This window comes from Streptomyces sp. B5E4, from assembly GCF_039871555.1.
In the GTDB taxonomy this organism is placed as follows: Bacteria; Actinomycetota; Actinomycetes; order Streptomycetales; family Streptomycetaceae; genus Streptomyces.
Genome location: NZ_JBDPMI010000025.1, coordinates 64,049 through 83,867, shown reverse-complemented (window position 1 = coordinate 83,867; position 19,819 = coordinate 64,049). Strand labels below are relative to the sequence as shown.

13 protein-coding genes are annotated in these 19,819 nt (G+C 72.2%); 9 read left to right on the top strand and 4 right to left on the bottom strand.

The window, feature by feature from the left end:
• Positions 1-26 precede the first annotated feature (26 nt).
• Entirely contained in the window at positions 27-1,292 is a 1,266-nt protein-coding gene (locus ABGA99_RS26890) for a lactonase family protein (protein WP_347580058.1), read from the top strand.
• A 48-nt stretch (positions 1,293-1,340) separates the two neighbouring features.
• Here ABGA99_RS26890 and ABGA99_RS26885 read toward each other — a convergent pair whose 3' ends face one another.
• The gene (locus ABGA99_RS26885; protein ID WP_347583609.1) at positions 1,341-2,261 is read right to left on the bottom strand and encodes a LysR family transcriptional regulator; all 921 of its coding nucleotides are present in this window, start codon (positions 2,259-2,261) and stop codon (positions 1,341-1,343) included.
• Between the two features lie 102 nt (positions 2,262-2,363).
• Between ABGA99_RS26885 and ABGA99_RS26880 the strand changes: the two genes are divergently transcribed.
• The 7 genes from ABGA99_RS26880 (at position 2,364) to ABGA99_RS26850 (ending at position 13,329) form a co-directional block, all read left to right on the top strand.
• The gene (locus ABGA99_RS26880; RefSeq protein ID WP_347583608.1) at positions 2,364-3,368 is read left to right on the top strand and encodes an NADP-dependent oxidoreductase; all 1,005 of its coding nucleotides are present in this window, start codon (positions 2,364-2,366) and stop codon (positions 3,366-3,368) included.
• A 192-nt stretch (positions 3,369-3,560) separates the two neighbouring features.
• Positions 3,561-4,865, top strand: coding sequence for an extracellular solute-binding protein (locus ABGA99_RS26875; protein WP_347580061.1), 1,305 nt, complete (start codon positions 3,561-3,563; stop codon positions 4,863-4,865).
• Positions 4,862-5,854 (top strand): sugar ABC transporter permease, encoded by a 993-nt coding sequence (locus ABGA99_RS26870; protein ID WP_347583607.1) that lies wholly within the window; start codon positions 4,862-4,864, stop codon positions 5,852-5,854. The genes ABGA99_RS26875 and ABGA99_RS26870 overlap by 4 nt, the downstream gene beginning before the upstream one ends.
• 53 nt (positions 5,855-5,907) lie before the next feature.
• A complete protein-coding gene (locus tag ABGA99_RS26865; RefSeq protein WP_347580114.1) occupies positions 5,908-6,672 on the top strand; it encodes a carbohydrate ABC transporter permease in 765 nt (254 codons plus the stop codon).
• Positions 6,673-6,965: 293 nt separating this feature from the next.
• On the top strand, positions 6,966-9,272 hold the full coding sequence (gene yicI / locus ABGA99_RS26860) for an alpha-xylosidase (RefSeq protein ID WP_347583606.1): 2,307 nt from the start codon (positions 6,966-6,968) through the stop codon (positions 9,270-9,272).
• A 52-nt stretch (positions 9,273-9,324) separates the two neighbouring features.
• Positions 9,325-10,332, top strand: coding sequence for a LacI family DNA-binding transcriptional regulator (locus tag ABGA99_RS26855; RefSeq protein WP_347580064.1), 1,008 nt, complete (start codon positions 9,325-9,327; stop codon positions 10,330-10,332).
• A gap of 90 nt (positions 10,333-10,422) precedes the next feature.
• Positions 10,423-13,329, top strand: coding sequence for a glycoside hydrolase family 3 C-terminal domain-containing protein (locus tag ABGA99_RS26850; RefSeq protein WP_347583605.1), 2,907 nt, complete (start codon positions 10,423-10,425; stop codon positions 13,327-13,329).
• A gap of 167 nt (positions 13,330-13,496) precedes the next feature.
• On the opposite strand, the gene ABGA99_RS26845 is transcribed toward ABGA99_RS26850, so the two are convergent.
• Genes ABGA99_RS26845 through ABGA99_RS26835 form a run of 3 tightly spaced genes read right to left on the bottom strand, consistent with a single transcriptional unit; the run spans position 13,497 to position 18,012 of the window.
• Complete coding sequence (locus tag ABGA99_RS26845; protein WP_347580066.1) at positions 13,497-14,765, bottom strand: extracellular solute-binding protein; 1,269 nt, start codon at positions 14,763-14,765, stop codon at positions 13,497-13,499.
• 8 nt (positions 14,766-14,773) lie between these two features.
• Positions 14,774-16,714 (bottom strand): ABC transporter permease subunit, encoded by a 1,941-nt coding sequence (locus ABGA99_RS26840; RefSeq protein ID WP_347583604.1) that lies wholly within the window; start codon positions 16,712-16,714, stop codon positions 14,774-14,776.
• Positions 16,711-18,012, bottom strand: coding sequence for an ROK family transcriptional regulator (locus ABGA99_RS26835; protein ID WP_347580068.1), 1,302 nt, complete (start codon positions 18,010-18,012; stop codon positions 16,711-16,713). Before ABGA99_RS26835 ends, ABGA99_RS26840 begins: the two co-directional genes overlap by 4 nt.
• Positions 18,013-18,140: 128 nt before the next feature.
• Here ABGA99_RS26835 and ABGA99_RS26830 point away from each other — a divergent pair, with 128 nt between their 5' ends.
• Positions 18,141-19,760 (top strand): beta-N-acetylhexosaminidase, encoded by a 1,620-nt coding sequence (locus ABGA99_RS26830; protein ID WP_347580069.1) that lies wholly within the window; start codon positions 18,141-18,143, stop codon positions 19,758-19,760.
• Positions 19,761-19,819 lie beyond the last annotated feature (59 nt).

Sequence of the window (19,819 nt, the reverse complement as noted above, 5' to 3'; positions counted from 1 at the left end):
GTCCCCGCCACGAGAGGAGCACCGCCTTGCACGCCTCCGCCCCGCCCCCCGCATCCGAACCCGCCACCGAGAGCCCCACAGGACCGAGCCGGCGGCAGATGCTGCCGGTCTTCGGCGCCGCGGCGCTGGCGGGCGTCGTTCCCGCGCTGGGCTCCGCCTCGCCCGCGTCGGCCGCACCCGCGGCCGCGGCGCCCGCCTCCGCCGCGGCGGCAGCCCGCGGCCCCCGCGCCGTCTACGTCGGCGGCTACGCCGGCGGCCCCGGCGCCCCCGCCGGGCTCGCCGCCTTCCGCATGGCCGGCGACGGCCGCCTCACCCCGATCCAGGAGGTGCCCGGCGTCCCCAACCCCTCGTGGCTGGCCGTGCATCCGCGGCTGCCCGTGCTCTACGCCGTCTGCGAGGTGAGCACCTGGAACGGGCAGAAGGGCGGCGGCGTCGTCTCGTACGCCATCGACACCGCCACCGGCGAGCTGACCCGCACCGGCGACCAGCCCGTGCCCGGCGTCCCCGCCCACGGCGCGCTCGACGAGCGCGGCGACCACCTGATCGTCGCCAACTACGGCGGCGCCACCTTCGCCGTCGTCCCGCTCGGCGCGGACGGCACGCCCCAGCCGGTCTCGGACACCGTCACCGTCACGGGGAGGGGCCCCGACCCGGAGCGCCAGACCGGCCCGCACCCGCACCAGGTCGCCTTCGACCCGGCGTACGGGTACGTCTTCGGCGCCGACCTGGGCACCGACCGCGTCTGGGCCTGGCGGCTGGACGCGGAGGCCGGGAAGCTGACGCCGAACCCGCTGCCGTTCATGCAGGTCGCCTCCGGCTCGGGCACGCGGCACCTGGCGTTCCACCCGAGCGGTCGGTTCGTCTACGTCGCGGGCGAGCTGACGTCGTCGGTGACGGCCTTCACGTACGACGCGGCGCGCGGCACGTTCCGCTGGCTGCAGACCCTCGGCACGCTGCCGCGCGGCTTCACCGGCGAGAGCTACTGCGCGGAGGTCGCCGTGCACCCGGACGGCAGGTCGGTGTACGTCTCGAACCGCGGGCACGACAGCATCGCCCGGTTCGCGGTCGGCGCCGACGGGCGTCTCGACCTGCGCGAGACCACCTCGACCGGCGGCGCGTGGCCGCGGCACTTCGCCCTCGCCCCCGCCGGCGACGTGCTGCTGGTGGCGAACCAGAACAGCGACGACGTGGTGTCGTTCCGCGTCACCCGCTCCGGCGCCCTGCGCAGCACCGGCGCCACCGCCGCCGCGCCGAGCCCGGCGTGCGTGGCCTTCGGGGGCGTCCTGCCCTAGCCCCTCCTACGGCCGCCGGTGCCTGCCCGTTCGGGCGGACCACGCTGCTCAGCCGGCACGCACCGGACGCTGCGGAGGCCCGGGAACGGAGCCGGCACCGGCGACCGCTCTGAGTGCGCGGATCAGGGCGCGGACGGAGCCGCCGGCCGCCAGCTCCGGGGTGGTGAGGTAGCCCACGGAGCGGGTGGGGCGTCCGGGTCCGAGATCGGTGATCGTGACGCCGTCGGGTGCCTCGTGCAGCGAGAGCGCGGGCATGATCGCCATGCCGAGACCTCTGCTCACCATGGAGAGCACGGCTCCGTCGTCCTCGGTCAGGACGGTCGCCTTCGGAATCCAGTCCTGCCCGGCCCACCACCGGCGGGTGTACGAGCCGCAGTTCTCCTGCCAGTCCACCAGCGGCAGGGAGCGCGGGGCGGGGTGGCCCGCCGGGTGCACCAGCGCGTAGGGCTCCTCCAGGAGTACGTCGCCGATGAGTCCGGCGGGCAGGGACGCGAGGGAGCCGATCGTGGCGATGCCCACGTCCGCGCGCCCCTCGGCGACCTCCCCCGCGGTGCCCACGCCCAGTTCGCGGACGACGTACACCTCCGGTTCGATGCCGGGGTGGCGGTCGGCGAGGTGCTCCAGGACGGGCGGGAGCAGGAAGAGGGCGGCGCTGCGGAAGGCGGCGATGCGCAGCGGTCCCGCGACCGTGCCGCGCTCGGCGCCGCGGGCCTCCGCGGCCAGGGTGTCCAGGAGCCGCAGGATCCTGCGGGCGTGGGCGGCGGCGCCGGCACCGGCCGCGGTGGGCGTCGCGCCCTTGCGGCCCCGCTCGAAGAGGACCGCTCCGACCTTGCGTTCCGTACCGCGTATGGAGTGCGAGACGGCGGACTGGGTCAGTCCCAGGGCCTTGGCCGCCGCCGAGAACCCGCGCTCGCGCTCGACCGCCACGAGGACGCGGAGCTCGTGCGGGGCAAGGTCTCCTGCTGTCACCGGGGTCCCCACCTGCTTCCATGAGGGTCCTTCATGGATCGGACCGTTCCATGAGCCCAACCCTCTCCCCGGCGTCCGTATTTCCTCCTTACGGTCACCGCCATGACCGACACCGCGCTCACCGTGCACCAGACCGCCCGCCCCCACGGCTTCCCCACCGCCGGCCACTTCGCCTTCGTCGAGTCCGCGATGCCGGCACCCGGCCCGGGAACGGCGCTGGTGGAGAACCTGTACTGGTCGGTGGACCCCTACCACCGCGAAATGATGGACGGCGACTTCGCGCTCCACGCGCCGCTGGAGGGCCGCACGATCGGCCGGGTCGTGCACTCCCGCCATCCGTCGCTCCGCGAGGGCGGGATCGTCTTCCACCGGCAGGGCTGGCGCACCCACGCCGTCGTCACCACCGAACAGGCGCGCCCCGTCCCCCGCTTCGACGGCGTGCCGCTCTCCGCGCACTTGAGCATCCTCGGCGGCACCGGCCTGACCGCCTACGTCGGTCTGACCCGCATCGCCGGACTTCAGGAGGGCCAGGACGTGTTCGTCTCGGCGGCGGCCGGCGGCGTGGGCACGGCCACGGGGCGGCTCGCCCGGCTGATGGGGGCGGGGCGGCTGGTCGGCAGTGCGGGCACGTCGGCGAAGGCCGCCTATCTGACCGAGCACGTCGGCTACGACGAGGTGTTCGACTACCACGCGGGTCCGGTGGCCGAGCTGCTTGCCGGGGCGGCGCCCGACGGGGTCGACGTCTACATGGACAACGTCGGCGGCGAGCACCTCGAAGCGGCGATCTCCTCGCTGCGCGAGTACGGACGGATCGTACGGATCGGCACGATCGCCCAGTACAACGCCACCGGCACGCCCCACGCCCTGCGCAACCTTCCCGACATCGTCGAGAAGAGCCTGCGCATGGAGGGCTTCCTGGTCCGCAACTACGCCGACGTGCAGGAGGAGCTGTACGCGTTCGTCGTGCCGCATCTGCAGAGCGGCCGGGTCACCCTCGACGAGACCGTGGTCGACGGCTTCGACGGCATCGTCGACGGGTTCCTGGGGATGCTCCGCGGCGAGAACCGGGGCAAGATCATCGTGCGTGCGGCCGGGGCTGACGTCTGACGGCCCGGGGGTGTGCCGGCCCTCGGCACACCCCCGGCCCGCCCGCCACCGCCGTTCGCCGGTGCCGTTCGCCGAAACAATTTGTCAACGCCATTGACATACTGCCGGGTCCTCCCTACGTTCCTCCGTCGAAGCGCTTCGACACCTCTCATCGAACCGATTCGACGAGAACGACTCTCCCGGAGGCAGTGGATGTTGAAGGCACGGAGAAGGGCGCGCCTGCTGGCTGCCGCCCTGGCGGGAGCCCTGTCGCTGAGCACGCTCGCCGCGTGCGGCGGCTCCGACGACGGCGGTTCCGGCGACGGCAAGACCCTCCGGCTCTGGCACTACGAGGGCCCCGACAGCGCCATGGGCAAGGCGTGGGCCGAGGCCGTCACGGAGTTCGAGGACAGCCACCCGGGGGTGAAGGTCGAGTTCGAGGAGAAGGGCTTCGAGCAGATCCAGAAGACCGCCCCGCAGGTCCTCAACTCCGACCAGGCGCCAGACCTCATGGAGTACAACAAGGGCAACGCCACCACCGGCCAGCTCTCCCGCCAGGGCCTGCTGACCGACCTCACCGCCGAGGCGGAGAAGCGCGGCTGGGCCGACGCCGTGCCGCCGACCGTGGCGACCACCAGCCGGTACGACGAGAGCGGCGTCATGGGCTCCGGCGCCTGGTACGGCATCCCCAACTACGCCGAGTTCACGATGGTCTACTTCAACAAGGACCTCTTCGCGGAGCACGGCGTCGAGGTCCCGACGACGTTCGCGGAGCTGGAGGACGCGCTCGCGACGTTCAAGGACGCCGGCATCACCCCCTTCGCCAACGCCGGTGCCGAGTACATGGCGCAGCAGTACCTCTACCAGCTCGCCCTCAGCCGGGCCGACAAGGCGTGGGTCGACTCCTTCCAGATGGAGGGCGAGACCGACTTCTCCGACGCGGCCTGGACGTACGCCGCCGAGACCTTCGCCGACTGGGTCGACAAGGGCTACCTCGCCGAGAACTCCTCCGGCACCAAGGCCGAGGACGCCGGCGTCTCGTTCATCCAGGGCAAGCACCCGATGCTCTTCTCCGGAAGCTGGTGGTTCGGCCGCTTCCAGGCGGAGATCCAGAAGTTCGGCTGGGACACCTTCCTGTGGCCCGGCAGCGACCTGACCCTCGGCTCCGGCGGCAACCTGTGGGTGGTCCCGGAGGGCGCCGAGAACAAGGAGCTGGCGTACGACTTCATCGACATCACGATGAAGAAGGGCATCCAGAACGTCCTGGGCGACAACGGCGGCGTCCCCGTCGCGGCCGACGCGGCCGCGATCAAAGACCCGCAGTCGAAGGCCCTCATCGAGGACTACACGACCCTCGCCGGGAACGACGGCCTCGCCTACTACCCCGACTGGCCGGCCAACGGCTTCTACGACTCGATGACCTCCGAGACGCAGAAGCTCCTCACCGGCAGCGCGGAGCCGGGCGACGTGCTGGAGTCGCTCCAGGCCGAGTACGACGAGAACGTGCTCCAGGAATGACGGCCGTCGTCTCCAAGGACGCGGCTCGCCCCGCCGGCGGGAGCGGAACCCCCTCCCGCCGGCGGTGGCGCACAAGCCGCGGCGGCCGTGCGCGCCGGCCGTCCACCGAGGGCTCGTACGCGCTCTTCCTGCTGCCCGGCGCGCTGGCGTTCCTCGTCGTCATCGTCGTGCCGTTCGCGATGAACACCGGGATCAGCTTCACCGACTGGAGCGGCGTCGGCACGCCGGAGTTCACCGGTCTTCAGAACTACGACCGGCTCCTCGGCGACGACGACTTCCGCGAGTCCTTCCGGCACAGCCTGGCCATGGTCGCGGCGATGGCGCTGATCCCGACCGCGCTCGGGCTGGTGCTGGCGTCGGCGCTCTTCGACTTCGTCGGCAGGCACGCCGGCAGCCGCTGGGTGGCCGTGCTGCGCGCCTGCTTCTATCTGCCGCAGGTGCTGCCGATCGCGGTCGCCGGCATCGTGTGGAGCTGGATCCTGGCCCCGGAGAGCGGTTCGCTGAACGAACTCCTGGGCGCCGTGGGGCTCGACGCGCTCCAGCAGGACTGGCTCGGCGACCCGGACTGGGCGCTGTACAGCGTGATGGCCGTGATGGTGTGGGTGCAGATCGGCTTCCCGCTGGTGATCTTCATGTCCGGGCTGCAGCGCGTCGACCCGGCGCTGCACGAGGCGGCGGAGCTGGACGGCGCGGGCTGGTGGCGGCGGTTCTGGCACGTGACCCTGCCCCAACTGCGGCCGGAGATCGCGGTGGTGCTGCTCTGGTGCACGATCGCGGCGCTGAAGGTCTTCGGCATGGTGTACGTCCTCACCGGCGGCGGCCCCGGCGGGGCGACGAACGTCCCGTCCTACTTCGCGTACCAGAACTTCTTCGAGAACTTCCAGGCCGGCTACGGCGCCGCGATCTCCACCGTCCTCACGGTGCTCATCCTGGCACTGGCGGTCGTCGCCCTGAAGCTGCAGACGAGGGCGGAGGACGAGAACTCGTGACCGCGGTCAGGAAGTACCCCGTGCTCGTGGCGCTGGTGGTGGGCGCGGCGTTCATGGTGCTGCCGTTCTTCGTGGTGCTGATGAACGCGGTGAAGTCGCCGGAGGAGTACAGCAGCGACGGGCCGCTGAGCCTGCCGGACGGCGTGTACCTCGACGGGCTCGCGGACTTCTGGGAGCGCGTCGACTTCGGCCAGAAGCTGTGGAACTCGGTGCTGATCTCCGGCTCGGTGGCGGTGCTCGCCGTGGTGCTGTCGGTGCTCAGCGCGTACGCCATCGGCATCGGGCGGATCCGCGGGCGGCCGTACGTGCTGGCGTTCTTCGTGCTGGCGAACATGCTGCCGCAGGAGGCGCTGGTCTACCCGGTCTACTACCTGTCGAAGGAGGCGGGCCTCTACGACACCCGGCTGAGCGTGGTGATCGTCTTCACCGTCGTGCAGTCCGCCTTCGGCACGTATCTGCTGGCCTCGGTGCTCGGCGGCTTCCCGCGCGAGGTGATCGAGGCGGCGCGGATCGACGGGGCGGGCAAGTGGCAGGTGCTGTGGCGGGTGGTGGTGCCCGTGAGCCGGCCGACGATCGGCGTGCTGATGGTGCTGTTCTTCATCTGGACGTGGAACGAGTTCCTGCTGCCGCTGGTCATGCTCGTCTCGGACGACAACCAGACCGTGTCCGTCGCCCTCGGTGTGCTCCAGGGGCAGCGGGACATGGACGCCACGATGACGAACGCCGCCGCCCTGCTGGGCGTGCTGCCGGCGATCGCGTTCTTCCTCATCTTCCAGCGGACCCTGACCCGCGGCATCGCCGTGGGCGCGGTCAAGTGATCCCCGTACGCCCCCGACGTGCCCCACGACGTGCTCTCCAAGTGACCCCGAGAGGCTGCGCATGAAGTTCACCGACGGCTACTGGATGCTGCGCGCGAAGGCGGCGGGGAGCCGCCGGTACCGGGAGCGGCGCCCGTCCGCACATCCGCACCGCGTCAGCTCACCCCGCTCGCACCACCGCATCTCACCCGCCTGTCCACGGCCCCGCCGTGGACTCCGCGCGGTCAAGTGATCCCCGTACGCCCCCGACGTGCCCCACGACGTGCTCTCCAAGTGACCCCGAGAGGCTGCGCATGAAGTTCACCGACGGCTACTGGATGCTGCGCGCGGGCGTCCGCGCCGCCTACCCGGTCGAGGTGCTCGACGTCACCGCCGGGGACGGCACGCTGGACGTCCACGCACCGACCCAGCCCATCCGGCACCGCGGCGATCTGCTGAAGGGCCCGGTCATGACGGTCTCCTGCCACTCCCCCATGCCCGACGTGATCGGCGTGACGCTCACCCACTTCGACGGCGGCACCGACGCCGGGCCGCGCTTCCGGCTCGCCGAGTCCGGATCGCACGCGCAGGTCTCGTACGACGACGAGCACGCCCTGCTCACCGCCGGCGGCCTCGCCCTGCGGGTGACGCGCGGCGGGCCCTGGCGGCTGGACTTCCTCACCGCCGACGGGCTGAAGCCGCTGACCTCCTCCGGCCCCAAGGGCATGGCGATCATGGAGACCGACACCCCCGGCGGCGGTCCGGAACGGCACTATCTGCGCGAGCAGCTCGGGCTCACCGTCGGCACCCACGTCTACGGGCTCGGCGAGCGCTTCGGGCCGCTGGTGAAGAACGGCCAGGTCGTGGACATCTGGAACGCGGACGGCGGCACGGCCACCGAGCAGGCCTACAAGAACGTGCCGTTCTACCTCACCGACGCCGGCTACGGCGTCTTCGTCGACCACCCCGGGCGGGTGTCGCTGGAGGTGGGCTCGGAGGCGGTGTCGCGGGTGCAGTTCAGCGTTGAGGGGCAGGAGCTGACGTACTACGTCATCCACGGGCCGACGCCCAAGGAGATCCTGCGCAAGTACACGGCCCTGACCGGCCGGCCCGCCCTGCCGCCGGCCTGGTCGTTCGGCCTGTGGCTGTCGACGTCCTTCACGACCTCGTACGACGAGGAGACCGTCACCTCCTTCATCGACGGGATGGCCGAGCGCGATCTGCCGCTGTCCGTCTTCCACTTCGACTGCTTCTGGATGCGCGAGTTCCACTGGTGCGACTTCGAGTGGGACCCGCGGGTCTTCCCCGACCCGGCGGGCATGCTGCGCCGGCTGAAGGAGCGGGGGCTGCGGATCTGCGTGTGGATCAACCCGTACATCGCGCAGCGCTCCCCGCTCTTCGCCGAGGGCCGCGACGCCGGCTACCTGCTGCGCAAGCCGGACGGCGGGGTGTGGCAGTGGGACCTGTGGCAGCCGGGGATGGCGCTGGTGGACTTCACCAACCCCGACGCGCGCGCCTGGTACGCGGGCAAGCTCGCGGCGCTGCTCGACATGGGCGTGGACTGCTTCAAGACCGACTTCGGCGAGCGGGTGCCCACCGACGTCGCGTACTTCGACGGCGCCGACCCGGAGCGGATGCACAACTACTACACGTACCTCTACAACGAGACGGTCTTCGACGTGCTGAAGAAGCACCGCGGCGAGGGCGAGGCGGTGGTCTTCGCGCGCTCGGCGACGGCCGGGAGCCAGCAGTTCCCGGTGCACTGGGGCGGGGACTGCGAGTCGACGTACGAGGCGATGGCCGAGTCGCTGCGCGGCGGTCTGTCGCTGGGGATGTCGGGCTTCGGCTACTGGAGCCACGACATCGGCGGCTTCGAGGGCACGCCGTCGCCGGCGCTGTTCAAGCGGTGGATCGCCTTCGGGCTGCTGTCGTCGCACAGCCGGCTGCACGGCTCGTCGTCGTACCGGGTGCCGTGGCTCTTCGACGAGGAGGCCGTGGACGTGCTGCGGGTGTTCACGAAGCTGAAGCTGCGGCTGATGCCGTATCTGGACGCGGTGGCGCGCGAGGCACACGAGTCGGGCGTGCCGATGATGCGGCCGATGGCCCTGGAGTTCCCGGAGGACCGGGCGTGCACGCATCTGGAGCGGCAGTACATGCTCGGGCCCGATCTGCTGGTGGCGCCGGTGTTCAGCGACGGGGGCGACGTCTCGTACTACGTCCCGGAGGGTACGTGGACGCATCTGCTGAGCGGCGAGGAGGTGGTGGGGCCGCGGTGGGTGCGGGAGCGCCACGGGTTCGCGAGCGCGCCGGTGCTGGTGCGGCCGGGCGCGGTGCTGCCGGTGGGGGCGGTGGACGACCGGCCGGACTACGACTACGCGGACGGCGTGACACTGCGCGCGTACGGGCTGCGGCCTGGGCAGCGGGTGCGGGTGCCGGTCGGGGGGCGGGTGTTCACGGTGGTCTGCGAGGGCGGCACGGTACGGGCCTCGGCGGGCGACGGGGAGGCGGCGGGTGCGGGCTCCGGCGGCGGCGCGGGCGGGCCCTGGGCGCTGGAGGTCGTCGGCGGTCCCACGGTGCGCGCGGAATCGGGCCGCGGCGTCCTCGTCGCGGAGGTGGGCTAAGGTCCGGCACTCCGGCAGTTCGAACGAACGGCGGGTCGAGCAGGGGGAGTTGATGGTCAAGATCACCGATGTGGCCCGGCACGCCGGGGTGTCGCCGAGCACCGTCTCGTATGCGCTCAGCGGCAAGCGCCCGATCTCCGAGGAGACCCGGCAGCGCATCGAGTCCAGCATCCGCGAGCTCGGCTACCGCCCGCACGCCGGTGCCCGCGCGCTCGCGAGCAGCAGGTCCAACGTGCTGGCGCTGGTCATCCCGTTCCGCAGCGGGATCCATGTGCCGGTCGTCATGCAGTTCGCGGTCTCGGTGGTGACGACGGCGCGGCAGCACGACCACGACGTGCTGCTGCTCACCCAGGAGGAGGGCGAGGAGGGGCTGCGGCGGGTGGCGGACACGGCGCTGGTCGACGCGCTCATCGTGATGGACGTGCAGTTGCACGACGCCCGGCTGCCGCTGCTGCGGGCCCTGGACCGGCCCTCGGTGCTCATCGGCTTCCCGGCCGACGCCGCCGGACTGACCTGCATCGACCTGGACTTCGCGGCGGCCGGCGGTGCCTGCGTGACGCATCTGGCGGAGCTGGGGCACCGGTGCGTGGCCCTCGTCGGCTCGCCGCCGGAGGTGTATCTGCGCCGGACGGGCTTCGCGCAGCGCGTCACGCAGGGCTTCACCGCGGCGGCCGACGAGCGGGGGCTGACGTCGACGGTGCACCCCTGCGAGGCGACCCCGGCGGCGGCGCAGGCGATGGCGGAGCAACTGCTCCGCGAGCACCCGGAGCTGACCGGCGTGGTCGTGCACAACGAGCCGGTGGTGCAGCCGCTGATCGACGCGTTCCGGCGGCTCGGGCTGCGGGTGCCGGAGGACCTGTCGGTGGTGGCGATCTGCCCGGACGAGCTGGCCGAGCAGGCACCGCTGCCGATCTCGTCGGTGGCGGTGCCCTCCGCGCGTATCGGGACGCGGGCCGTGGAGCTGCTGATGGGCAAGCTCGACGGGCAGGACGTGCCGGAGGCGACGATGCTGCCGCCGTGGCTGACCCGGCGGGCGACGACGGCGCCGCGCGCCGGCTGACCGGGGGGCGGGCGGACCTTCGGGGGAACGGAACGGAGCAACTCATCGCGTAGTCGAAGCGTTTCGACTAGATCACAAGGAGTCGCGCACGTGAAACGAAGAACGATTCTTGCCGCCCCGCTGGCGCTCCCGCTGGCCGGTTCCCTCACCACCGCACTCGCCGGCACCGCCGCCGCGGCCCCGGCCGCTCCAGCCGGTTCGGCAGCCGCCGCCAAGGTGCGCGAGCTGCTGGCCCGGCTCACCCTGGACGAGAAGATATCCCTGCTCCACCAGTGGCAGCCCGCCATCCCCCGGCTGGGGATGAAGGCGTTCCGCACCGGCACCGAGGCCCTGCACGGCCTCGCCTGGCTCGGCCCCGCCACCGTCTTCCCGCAGGCCGTCGGCCTCGCCTCCACCTGGAACCCCGAACTGATCCGCGAGGTCGGCGAAGCGGTCGGCGACGAGGTGCGCGGCCTCCAGCACGAACGCCCCGCCGGCTGGGGCCTGAACGTGTGGGCACCGACGGTCAACCTGCTGCGCGACCCGCGCTGGGGCCGCAACGAAGAGGGCTACTCCGAGGATCCGTACCTGACCGGCGTCATCTCCACGGCCTACGCGGGCGGGCTGACCGGCGGCGACCCCGACAACCTCAAGACGGCCCCCCTCGTCAAGCACTACCTGGCCAACAACAACGAGGTCCGGCGCGACCAGACCTCCTCGGACCTGCGCCCGCGGGTGCTCAAGGAGTACGAGGAGCCGGCCTACCGGGCGGCGATCTCCGCCGACGCCGCGTGCGGCGTCATGACCGCGTACAACCTCGTCAACGGCCGCCCCTGCACGGTCACCGACCTGAACGCCTCCGTACGCACCTGGACCGACCGCTCCCTGCTCAACGTCACCGACGCCTGGGCCCCCAACAACCTCCCGGCCACCGGCTCGCAGAAGTACTTCGGCACCCTCGCCGAGGCCGACGCCGCCATCCTCAAGGCCGGCGTCGACAGCTTCACCACCGACGACACCGACGGCGGCCCGACCGCCGCCGCCGTCAAGGAGGCGCTGGCGAAGGGCCTGCTCACCGAGGCGGACGTCGACACCGCGGTGCGGCACATCCTCGACATCCGCGCCCGCCTCGGCGACTTCGCCGCGGACGGCGGCCCGTACGGGCACCTCGACAAGTCCGTCATCGACAGTCCCGCGCACCGCAGGCTCGCCCGCCGCACCGCCGCCGAGGCGGTCGTGCTGCTGAAGAACGACCGCGGCGCGCTGCCGCTCGACGCCCGCAAGCTGCGGAAGGTCGCGGTCGTCGGCCCGCTGGCCGACACCCTCTACACCGACTGGTACTCGGGCAGCCTGCCGTACGCGATCACGCCGCTGCAGGGCATCACCGACCGCCTCGGCGCGGGCGCCGAGGTGACCACCGGCGAGGGCGTCGACCGCGTGGCGCTGAAGAACGCCGTGACCGGCCGCTACGTCACCGCGGGCCGCGGCGACGGGGGCGCGGCGCTGGCGGAGAGCGCGACGGCGGCGGGCGGGACCGAGCAGTTCGACGTCTTCGGCTGGGGCGAGGGCGTCGTCACGCTGCGGGCCGTCGCCAACGGCAAGGTCGTCGGCATGCGCGACGGCCAGTTCTACAACGACCAGGACCAGCCCAACGGCTGGTTCGTCTCGCAGTTGTTCCGCCCCGAGGAGCAGGACGACGGCACGGTGGTGCTGCGCTACGCGGGCTACGAGAACTGGCTGGGCGACGCCGTCTACCTCCGCGCCCGCGAGGAGGACGGCGCGCTCGTCCTCGGCACCGCCGCCGACGCCTCCCGCTACACCCTCGAAACGCTTCGGGACGGCATCGACGAGGCCGTGGCGGCGGCACGGGCCGCGGACACCGCGATCGTCGTCGTCGGCTCGATGCCGTTCATCAACGCCCGCGAGACCGACGACCGCGAGGACATGGGCCTGGCCGGCACCCAGTCGGCGCTGGTACGCGCCGTGCTCGCCGCCAACCCCAGGACCGTCGTCGTGGTCGAGAACAGCTACCCCACCACGCTGACCTGGGAGCAGGAGCACGTCCCCGCGCTGGTGTGGACGACCCACGCCGGCCAGGAGACCGGCCGCTCGCTGGCCGACGTGCTGTTCGGCGACGTGAACCCGGCGGGCCGGCTCACCCAGACCTGGTACCGCTCGGCCGCCGGCCTGCCGCCGATCCTGGAGTACGACAACATCAAGTACGAGCGCACGTACCAGTACTTCACCGGCGACGTGCTCTACCCCTTCGGCCACGGCCTGTCGTACACCACCTTCCGCTACGGCCGCCCCCGGCTGCTGCGCGACGCCGTCGCCGTGCCGGTCACCAACACCGGCAGCCGCGCGGGCGCGGAGGTCGTGCAGCTCTACACGCGGCAGCGCGACTCACGCGTGAAGCAGCCGCTGAAGAAGCTCCAGGCGTTCGCCAAGGTGACCCTCCGGCCCGGCGAGACGCGCACGGTGACGCTGCCGCTGCCGCGCGCGGCGCTGGCGCACTGGGACGTCACCCGGGAGCGCTGGGTGGTGGAGCGCAGCACGTACGACGTGCTCGTCGGCGCCTCGTCCGGGGACATCCGGGCGCGGGCGGAGCTGGCCGTCGACGGCGAGACGGTGCCCCCGCGGGATCTGCGGCGTACGACGCGGGCGGAGAACTTCGACGACTACGCGGGCGTGCGGCTGGTCGACGAGTCGAAGCCGCAGGGCACGGCGGTCGCCGCGGAGTCGGCGGGCGCGTGGCTGCTGTTCGCGGACGCCGACCTGCGGCGCGGGGCACGGCGGCTCGTGGCGCGGGTGGCGAAGGAGTCGCCGGGCGCGGGCACGGTGCAGGTGCGGCTGGACGCGCCGGACGGCCCGGTGGCGGGCGGGGCGGAGGTGCGCAGCACGGGGTCGCGGTACGCGTACGAGGAGGTCACGGCGGTGCTGCGGGGCGCGGCCGGGCGACGGGACGTGTATCTGGTGCCGGGTGAAGGGGTGCGTATCGCGGACTTCTCGTTGAGCTGAGCCGCGGGTCGGTGGTCCGCGACGGGCGGGAGGACGGCCGCCCGCCGCGGACGCTGGTTCCGACGCCGCCGGGGCGGGGTACCGCGGCCGGCGGCGTCGGGGCTTTCTGGGCCCCCGGGGACGTCCCCCGGGGAGTACGGGGAACGTCCCCGGGCGTACCGGGGCGTTCAGTCCCCGGAGACGGCGATGGACTGGAACTCGCGGAGCACCTTCTCCGGCGCCGAGTTCTGGCTGACGGCCTTGCCCAGGTCGTTGCCCATCACCCCGAGCAGCTCGGCCCAGACCGGCCGCGTGGTGGGGTCGAACCGGGCCCGCCCGGTCATCCCCACGTACCGCCCGACCCGCCGGTCGTCCTTGAGCACGTCGACCGCCGACTGCGTCGTGGGCAGCAGGCCCTCGGTCTTCAGATACGGCACGTAGTTCTCGGGCCGGTAGAAGAAGCTGAGGAAGTCGCGGATCAGCTCGCGGCTGCCGGACTTCCTGAACGCCATCAGGTAGTCCTGGATCCCGTGCGCGACGGGCTCGGCGCCGTGGCCGACCGGGTGCACGGCGAGCCCGTAGTCGACGTCGCCCTTCTCGATGAGGTCCAGGAACGCCCGCGCGCCGAAGGCGCCGTAGACCATCGCGGCCTTGCCCTGGGCGAACAACGGCCAGGTGCCGTCGGGGCGGTTGGTCTGGCCGGGGTTGGGCTGGGTGTAGCCGCGCTTGGCGAGGTCCTGGAGGAAGCCGAGCGTTTCGACGTTGCGGTCGCTGTCGATGGCCCACCTCCCCTTCGCCGTCCAGCCGCCGCCGTTGGCGCGGGCCCAGGTGCCGAACTCGTAGTGCCCGGACTCGATGCCGAGGGCCAGCCCGTACGGGACGTACTTCCCGGGCAGCGCCTTGATCCGGTCGGCGGCGTCGAGGAACTGGTCGCGGGTCTCCGGCGGCCCGTCGAAGCCGGCCTCGCGCAGGATCGCCTTGTTGTAGTACATGCCGTTGACGGTGGCCAGGAACGGCAGCGCGTACTGCCGGCCCCGGAAGGAGGCGTTGTCGGCGAAGGCGGGCATGAAGTCGCGGTAGACCTCGGGGGTGAGGACGTCCTCGGCGGGGTGCAGCAGGTCGGCGTCGGCGTAGTCGGCGAAGAGGTTGAGGTTGGCGATGTCGGGCAACTGGCCCGTCTGCACCATCGTGTTGATCTGGGTCTGCAGGTTGCCCCAGTCGATGATCTGCAGCTTGACGCTCTTGCCGGGGTTCTTGTCCTCGAACTTCGCGACGAGCTTGCGCCAGTACGGCTGCGTGCCGTCGGTGTACTGTGCGATGACGACCTTGATGGAGTCCGGGTCGCCGGCCGCGACGGGCCGGCCGCAGGCGGCCGCCAGCGCACCGAGCGCCGACGCGGAGGCGAGCGCGCCGCCGGCGCGCAGGACGGCCCTTCTGCCGGGCCCGCTGCCGGGCATGGAGTGGCTCATTTGGTGCTGCCCTTCGTCAGGCCGCTCACCAGGTACCGCTCGATGAGCGCGAACAGGATCACCGCGGGCACGATCGCCATCAGGGAGGCGGCGAAGAGGTACTGGTAGTTCGTCTCGTACAGGCCCACGAACTGCTGCACGCCGACGGTGAGCGGCACCCGGTTCTCGGTGGGCTCGTTGAAGACCGTCAGCGAGATGACGAACTCGTTCCAGACCTGGATGAACGTGAAGATGGTGACGGTGATGAGCCCGGGGGCCGCGAGCGGCAGCGCCATCCGCACCATGATCCGGAAGCGCCCGAGCCCGTCGAGCATCGCCGCCTCGTCTATCTCCACGGGTATGGAGCTGAACTGGGTGTGCAGGATCCAGATGGCGAAGGCGATGTTGAAGGCGCAGTTGACCGCGACGATGAACCAGTAGCTGTGGATCCCGCCGGTGAACACCGCCTCCCGGTACAGGCCGATGAGCAGCGCCACCGCGGGGAACATCTGGGAGACCAGCACCAGCCCGAGGAACGCGCCCCGGCCGCGGAACTTCGTCCGCGCCAGGATGAACGCGGCGGGCGCGGCGATCAGCAGCACCACGGCCGTGGAGACCAGCGCGACGATCAGGCTGACCTTGAAGTAGCTCGCGAGCGGGATCTTGTCCCACACGTCCGCGTAGTTGGACCAGGCCCACTCGTCGGGCAGGTAGTCGGCGGGCACCTGGAAGAGCTCGGCGTCGGTCTTCAGCGAGCCCAGGAACATCGCCACGTACGGCGCGAGGAAGAACAGCGCGACGCAGAGCCCCGCGAGCGGCAGCCCGATGTGCCGCACCCGCCGCCACCCGGCGGCCAGCGGCCCGGTCACGGGACGTACGCCGCGGGCGAGGGCGGCCGCGGCGAGCCGCGTGCGGCGGCCGAGGGCCTCGGCGGCCTCGCCGCCTCTGCGCTCCTTGCCGGGGGCGAGCGGGTCGCGGCCCTTGAGCAGCTTGATGAGGACGGCGATGAGGAGGCTGATCGCGATCACGTTGAGCACGCCGAGGGCGGCGGCCTCGCCGGTGTCGAGCCGGCCGGTGAAAGCGATCTTGTACATGAACGTGACGGAGGTGTCGGCGTGGTTGCCGGCCGTCTTGCCCATGATCACCCAGATCAGGGCGAAGGCGTTGAAGACATGCAGCATGTTGAGCACGAGCGCGACCGTCAGCGAGGGCCGCAGCATCGGCAGCGTCACCCGGCGCCAGGTGGTCCACGGCCCGGCCCCGTCGATCTTCGCGGCCTCCATCAGCTCGCCGGGGATGGTCTGCAGCCCGGAGAGCAGGACGTACGCCGTGAAGGGGATCGAGGTGACGATCCCGACCGCCATGAGGGCGTAGAAGGCGATGTCCGGGTCCTTGTACCAGTCCACCGGCGAGTCGAGGATTTTCAGATCCATCAGCAGCCGGTTGAGCAGGCCGTTCCCGCCCTCGTAGATGAAGCGCCAGACGGTCGCGGTCATCACCAGGGACGTCGCCCACGGCACGATCAGCGCGAGCCGGACGAAGCGGCGGCCGAAGAAGTCCTTGGCGAGGAACTGCGCGAGGGCGAGGGAGGCGAGGACCGTGAGGCCCACGACGACCACGACCCACAGGAGGGTGTTGCCGACGACGCCGGGGAGTTCGTCCTCGGCGAAGAGGCTGCGGTAGTTCTCCAGACCGGCGAAGCCGTCGGTCAGGCCGATGCGGTTGATCTCGACGAAGGACATCCCGACCATGTAGATCGCCGGGAAGACGATGACGGCCGCGATGAGCAGGGTGCTGGGTGCCAGCCAGCGTACGGGGACGGTCCGCCGCCACAGGGCGCGCAGCGGGCTCACCGGGGGTGGCGCGGTGCCGGCCCGGGGGGCCGGGGATGTCGGCGGGGCACCGCCTTCGTTCCGTACGGGATCGGCGGTCGCCTCGGCGCGGGGCGTCGTCGTCAACGGGCACCTCCTGCTGGTCGGTCAGGTCCCGGGGCGCCCTGATCGCCCGGATCGCGCCGCTGGGCCCGCACGCCCGGGTGGCGCTGATCGCCCGGGTGGCCTGGGGGTTCTGCTGTCTTCCCGTCGCCGGGTGCGAGGTCGTGCAGCGGGACGATCTGCCCGGCGGCACCGCCGAACAGCTCCCCGTCCAGGTGGGCCACGGCCCGCCCGATCGCGCCGACCGCGACGCACTCCTCGTCGAGCGCGGACGCGCGCAGCTCCGGCACCCGCAGGCACACGTCCTCCAGCCGCCGCCGCAGCCGCGGCAGCAGCACGTCGGCGGCGCGCGAGAAGGCGCCGCCGAGGACGACCAGCTCGGGGTCGAGGGTCATGACCATCGCCGAGGTGCCCAGCGCCAGGTCGTCGCAGTAGCGCTCGACGGCCGCCACGGCGATGGGGTCGCCGCCGCGGGCGGCGGCGAAGGTGTGCCGCGCGGCGTCGCTCTTGGGCACGCCCGGGGGGACGGCGGGGCAGTCGTGGAGGTACGAGGCGGCGGTGACCCAGTGCGTCACGGGGTGCATGCCGACCTCGCCGGCGACGCCGCCGAACCCGCGGTGCACCTGCCCCCCGACGACCAGCGCGGCGCCGGTGCGCCGGCCGGCGTGCAGGAAGACGGTGTCGTCGACGCCTTTGGCCACGCCCCACTCCAGCTCGGCGAGGGCGGCGAGGCGGGAGTCGTTGTCGATCTGCACGGCGCAGGGGAAGAGGGCGCCGATACGGGCGGCGAGATCGACGCCGGTCCAGTTGGCGACGCCGGCGCAGAACTGCACGGTGCCGGCACGGTCCACGATGCCCGTGGTACCCGCGCCGACGGCCCACAGCTCCTCCCGCCGCAGCCCGACGGCGGTCAGGCAGTCGGCGACGGCCAGGTCCGCGGCGGCGATGCGGTCGTCGACGGGGGTGGCGGGGCCGACGGTGCGGTGCGTCTGGGCGTGGACGGTGCCGTCGAGGTCGGCGACGGCGGCGCGCACGCTGTGTACGCCGATGTCGATGCCGGCGACGTGCCCGGCGTCGGCCCGGAACCGGTACCGCCGCGCGGGCCGCCCGACGGTGCCCTGCGCGGGCCCCACCTCCTGGACCCAGCCCAGCTCCACGAGCTGCCCGACGACGTCCTTGGTCGACGGCCGGGACAGGCCGGTCCGCTCGGCGACCGCGGTGAGGGTGAGCGGCTCGGCGCCGCGCAGGACGTCCACGACCGCCAGCGAGTTCAGATGCCGCAGCCGGGACAGATCCCCGCCCAGCTCCGCTGCCGATGCCATGCGCCACGCCCCTCCCGAGCCCACCACCAGCCGTCACGACTAACGATGGACTCCTTTACATATTTACGATGGAGCCCTTTATATGGAGTGGAGAACGCCAGCGTCAACCCGTCGAACGGAGAACGACCTTGATCATCCCCACGCCGTCGCGCAGCTCCCCCCGCCCCGGCTCGTACGCCCTGGGGCCGGAAACGCCGCTGCACGTCGCCGATCCGGCGCTCGCCCCGGTCGCCCGCGTCCTGCGCGAACAGCTCCTGCCCGGCACGGGATGCACGCTGCCGCCGGGACGAGGCGGGATCGAGCTGGCCCTGTCCGCGGACCTGGCCGCGGACCCGGGTGCGGGGCCGGAGTCGTACCGCCTGACGATCGCCCCCGACGGCATCCGCATCGCCGCGGGCGGCGCGGCCGGCGCCTTCTACGGCGTGCAGACGCTGCGCCAGCTCCTGCCGCCGGACACCCTGCGCCGTACGGCACTCGACGAGGGCCCGTGGGAACTGGGCTGCGTCGAGATCGAGGACCGGCCGCGGTTCGCGTGGCGGGGCGTGCTGCTGGACGTGGCCAGGCACTTCTTCACCAAGCGCGACGTGCTGCGCGTGATCGACCAGATGGCGCTGCACAAGCTGAACGTGCTCCACTTCCACCTCACCGACGACCAGGGCTGGCGCCTGGAGATCAAGCGCTACCCGCGGCTGACGGAGATCGGCTCCTGGCGCACGGAGTCGAAGCCGGGCTGGAACGAGACGGGCGACGGCCGCCCGCACGGCGGCTACTACACGCAGGACGACATCCGCGAGATCGTCGCGTACGCGGCGGCGCGGCACATCCTCGTCGTGCCGGAAGTCGACGTGCCCGGACACACGCAGGCCGCCCTCACGGCGTACCCCGAACTGGGCAACACGGGCGCGCAGTTGGAGGTGGCGACCGGCTGGGGCGTGAAGTCGGACATCCTCAACGTCTCGGACGGGACGCTGGACTTCGTACGGAACGTCTTCGACGAGGTGATCGAGCTGTTCCCCAGCCCGATCATCTGCGTCGGCGGCGACGAGTGCCCGAAGGACCAGTGGAAGGCGAGCCCCGCGGCGCAGGCGCGGATGGCGGAGCTGGGGCTGCGCAACGAGGACGAGCTGCAGAGCTGGTTCATCCGGCAGGTCTCGGACCATCTGGAGGCGCGCGGACGGCAGTTGCTCGGCTGGGACGAGATCCTGGAGGGGGGCCTGCCGCCGGCCGCGACGATCGTGTCGTGGCGCGACCACCACGGCGCGGTGCGGGCGGCCCGCGAGGGCCACCAGGTGATCACCAGCCCGGCCCGCCAGGTCTACCTCGACTACCGCGCCTCGGACTCGGCGGACGAACCGGTCCCGGTGGGCACCGTCCTGCCGATCGAGGAGGTCTACGCCTTCGAACCGGTCCCGGAGGAACTGCGCGGCACCCCGGCGGCGGATCTGGTCATCGGCGCGCAGTGCGGCCTGTGGACCGAGGCGATCGACAACGTCCGGGCGCTGGACTACCAGGCGTTCCCACGGATGAGCGCGTTCGCGGAGACGGTGTGGTGCGCGGAGTCGCGGGACGGGGCGGGCTTCGCGGAGCGACTGGCGCACCACCTGGGCCGGTTGGAGGCGCTGGGGGTGGAGTACCGGAGGCCGGAGGGCCCGAGGCCGTGGGAGCGGCGGCCGGGGGTGCGGGGGCGGCCGGTGACGAGGGAGGAGTACTTGGCGGAGGTGGAGGCGGACACGAGGAACATCAGGTAGGGGGCGCGCAGTCGGTGACCGGTTACGGGGGGCCGGTCACCTGCGAGGCTACCGGCGGG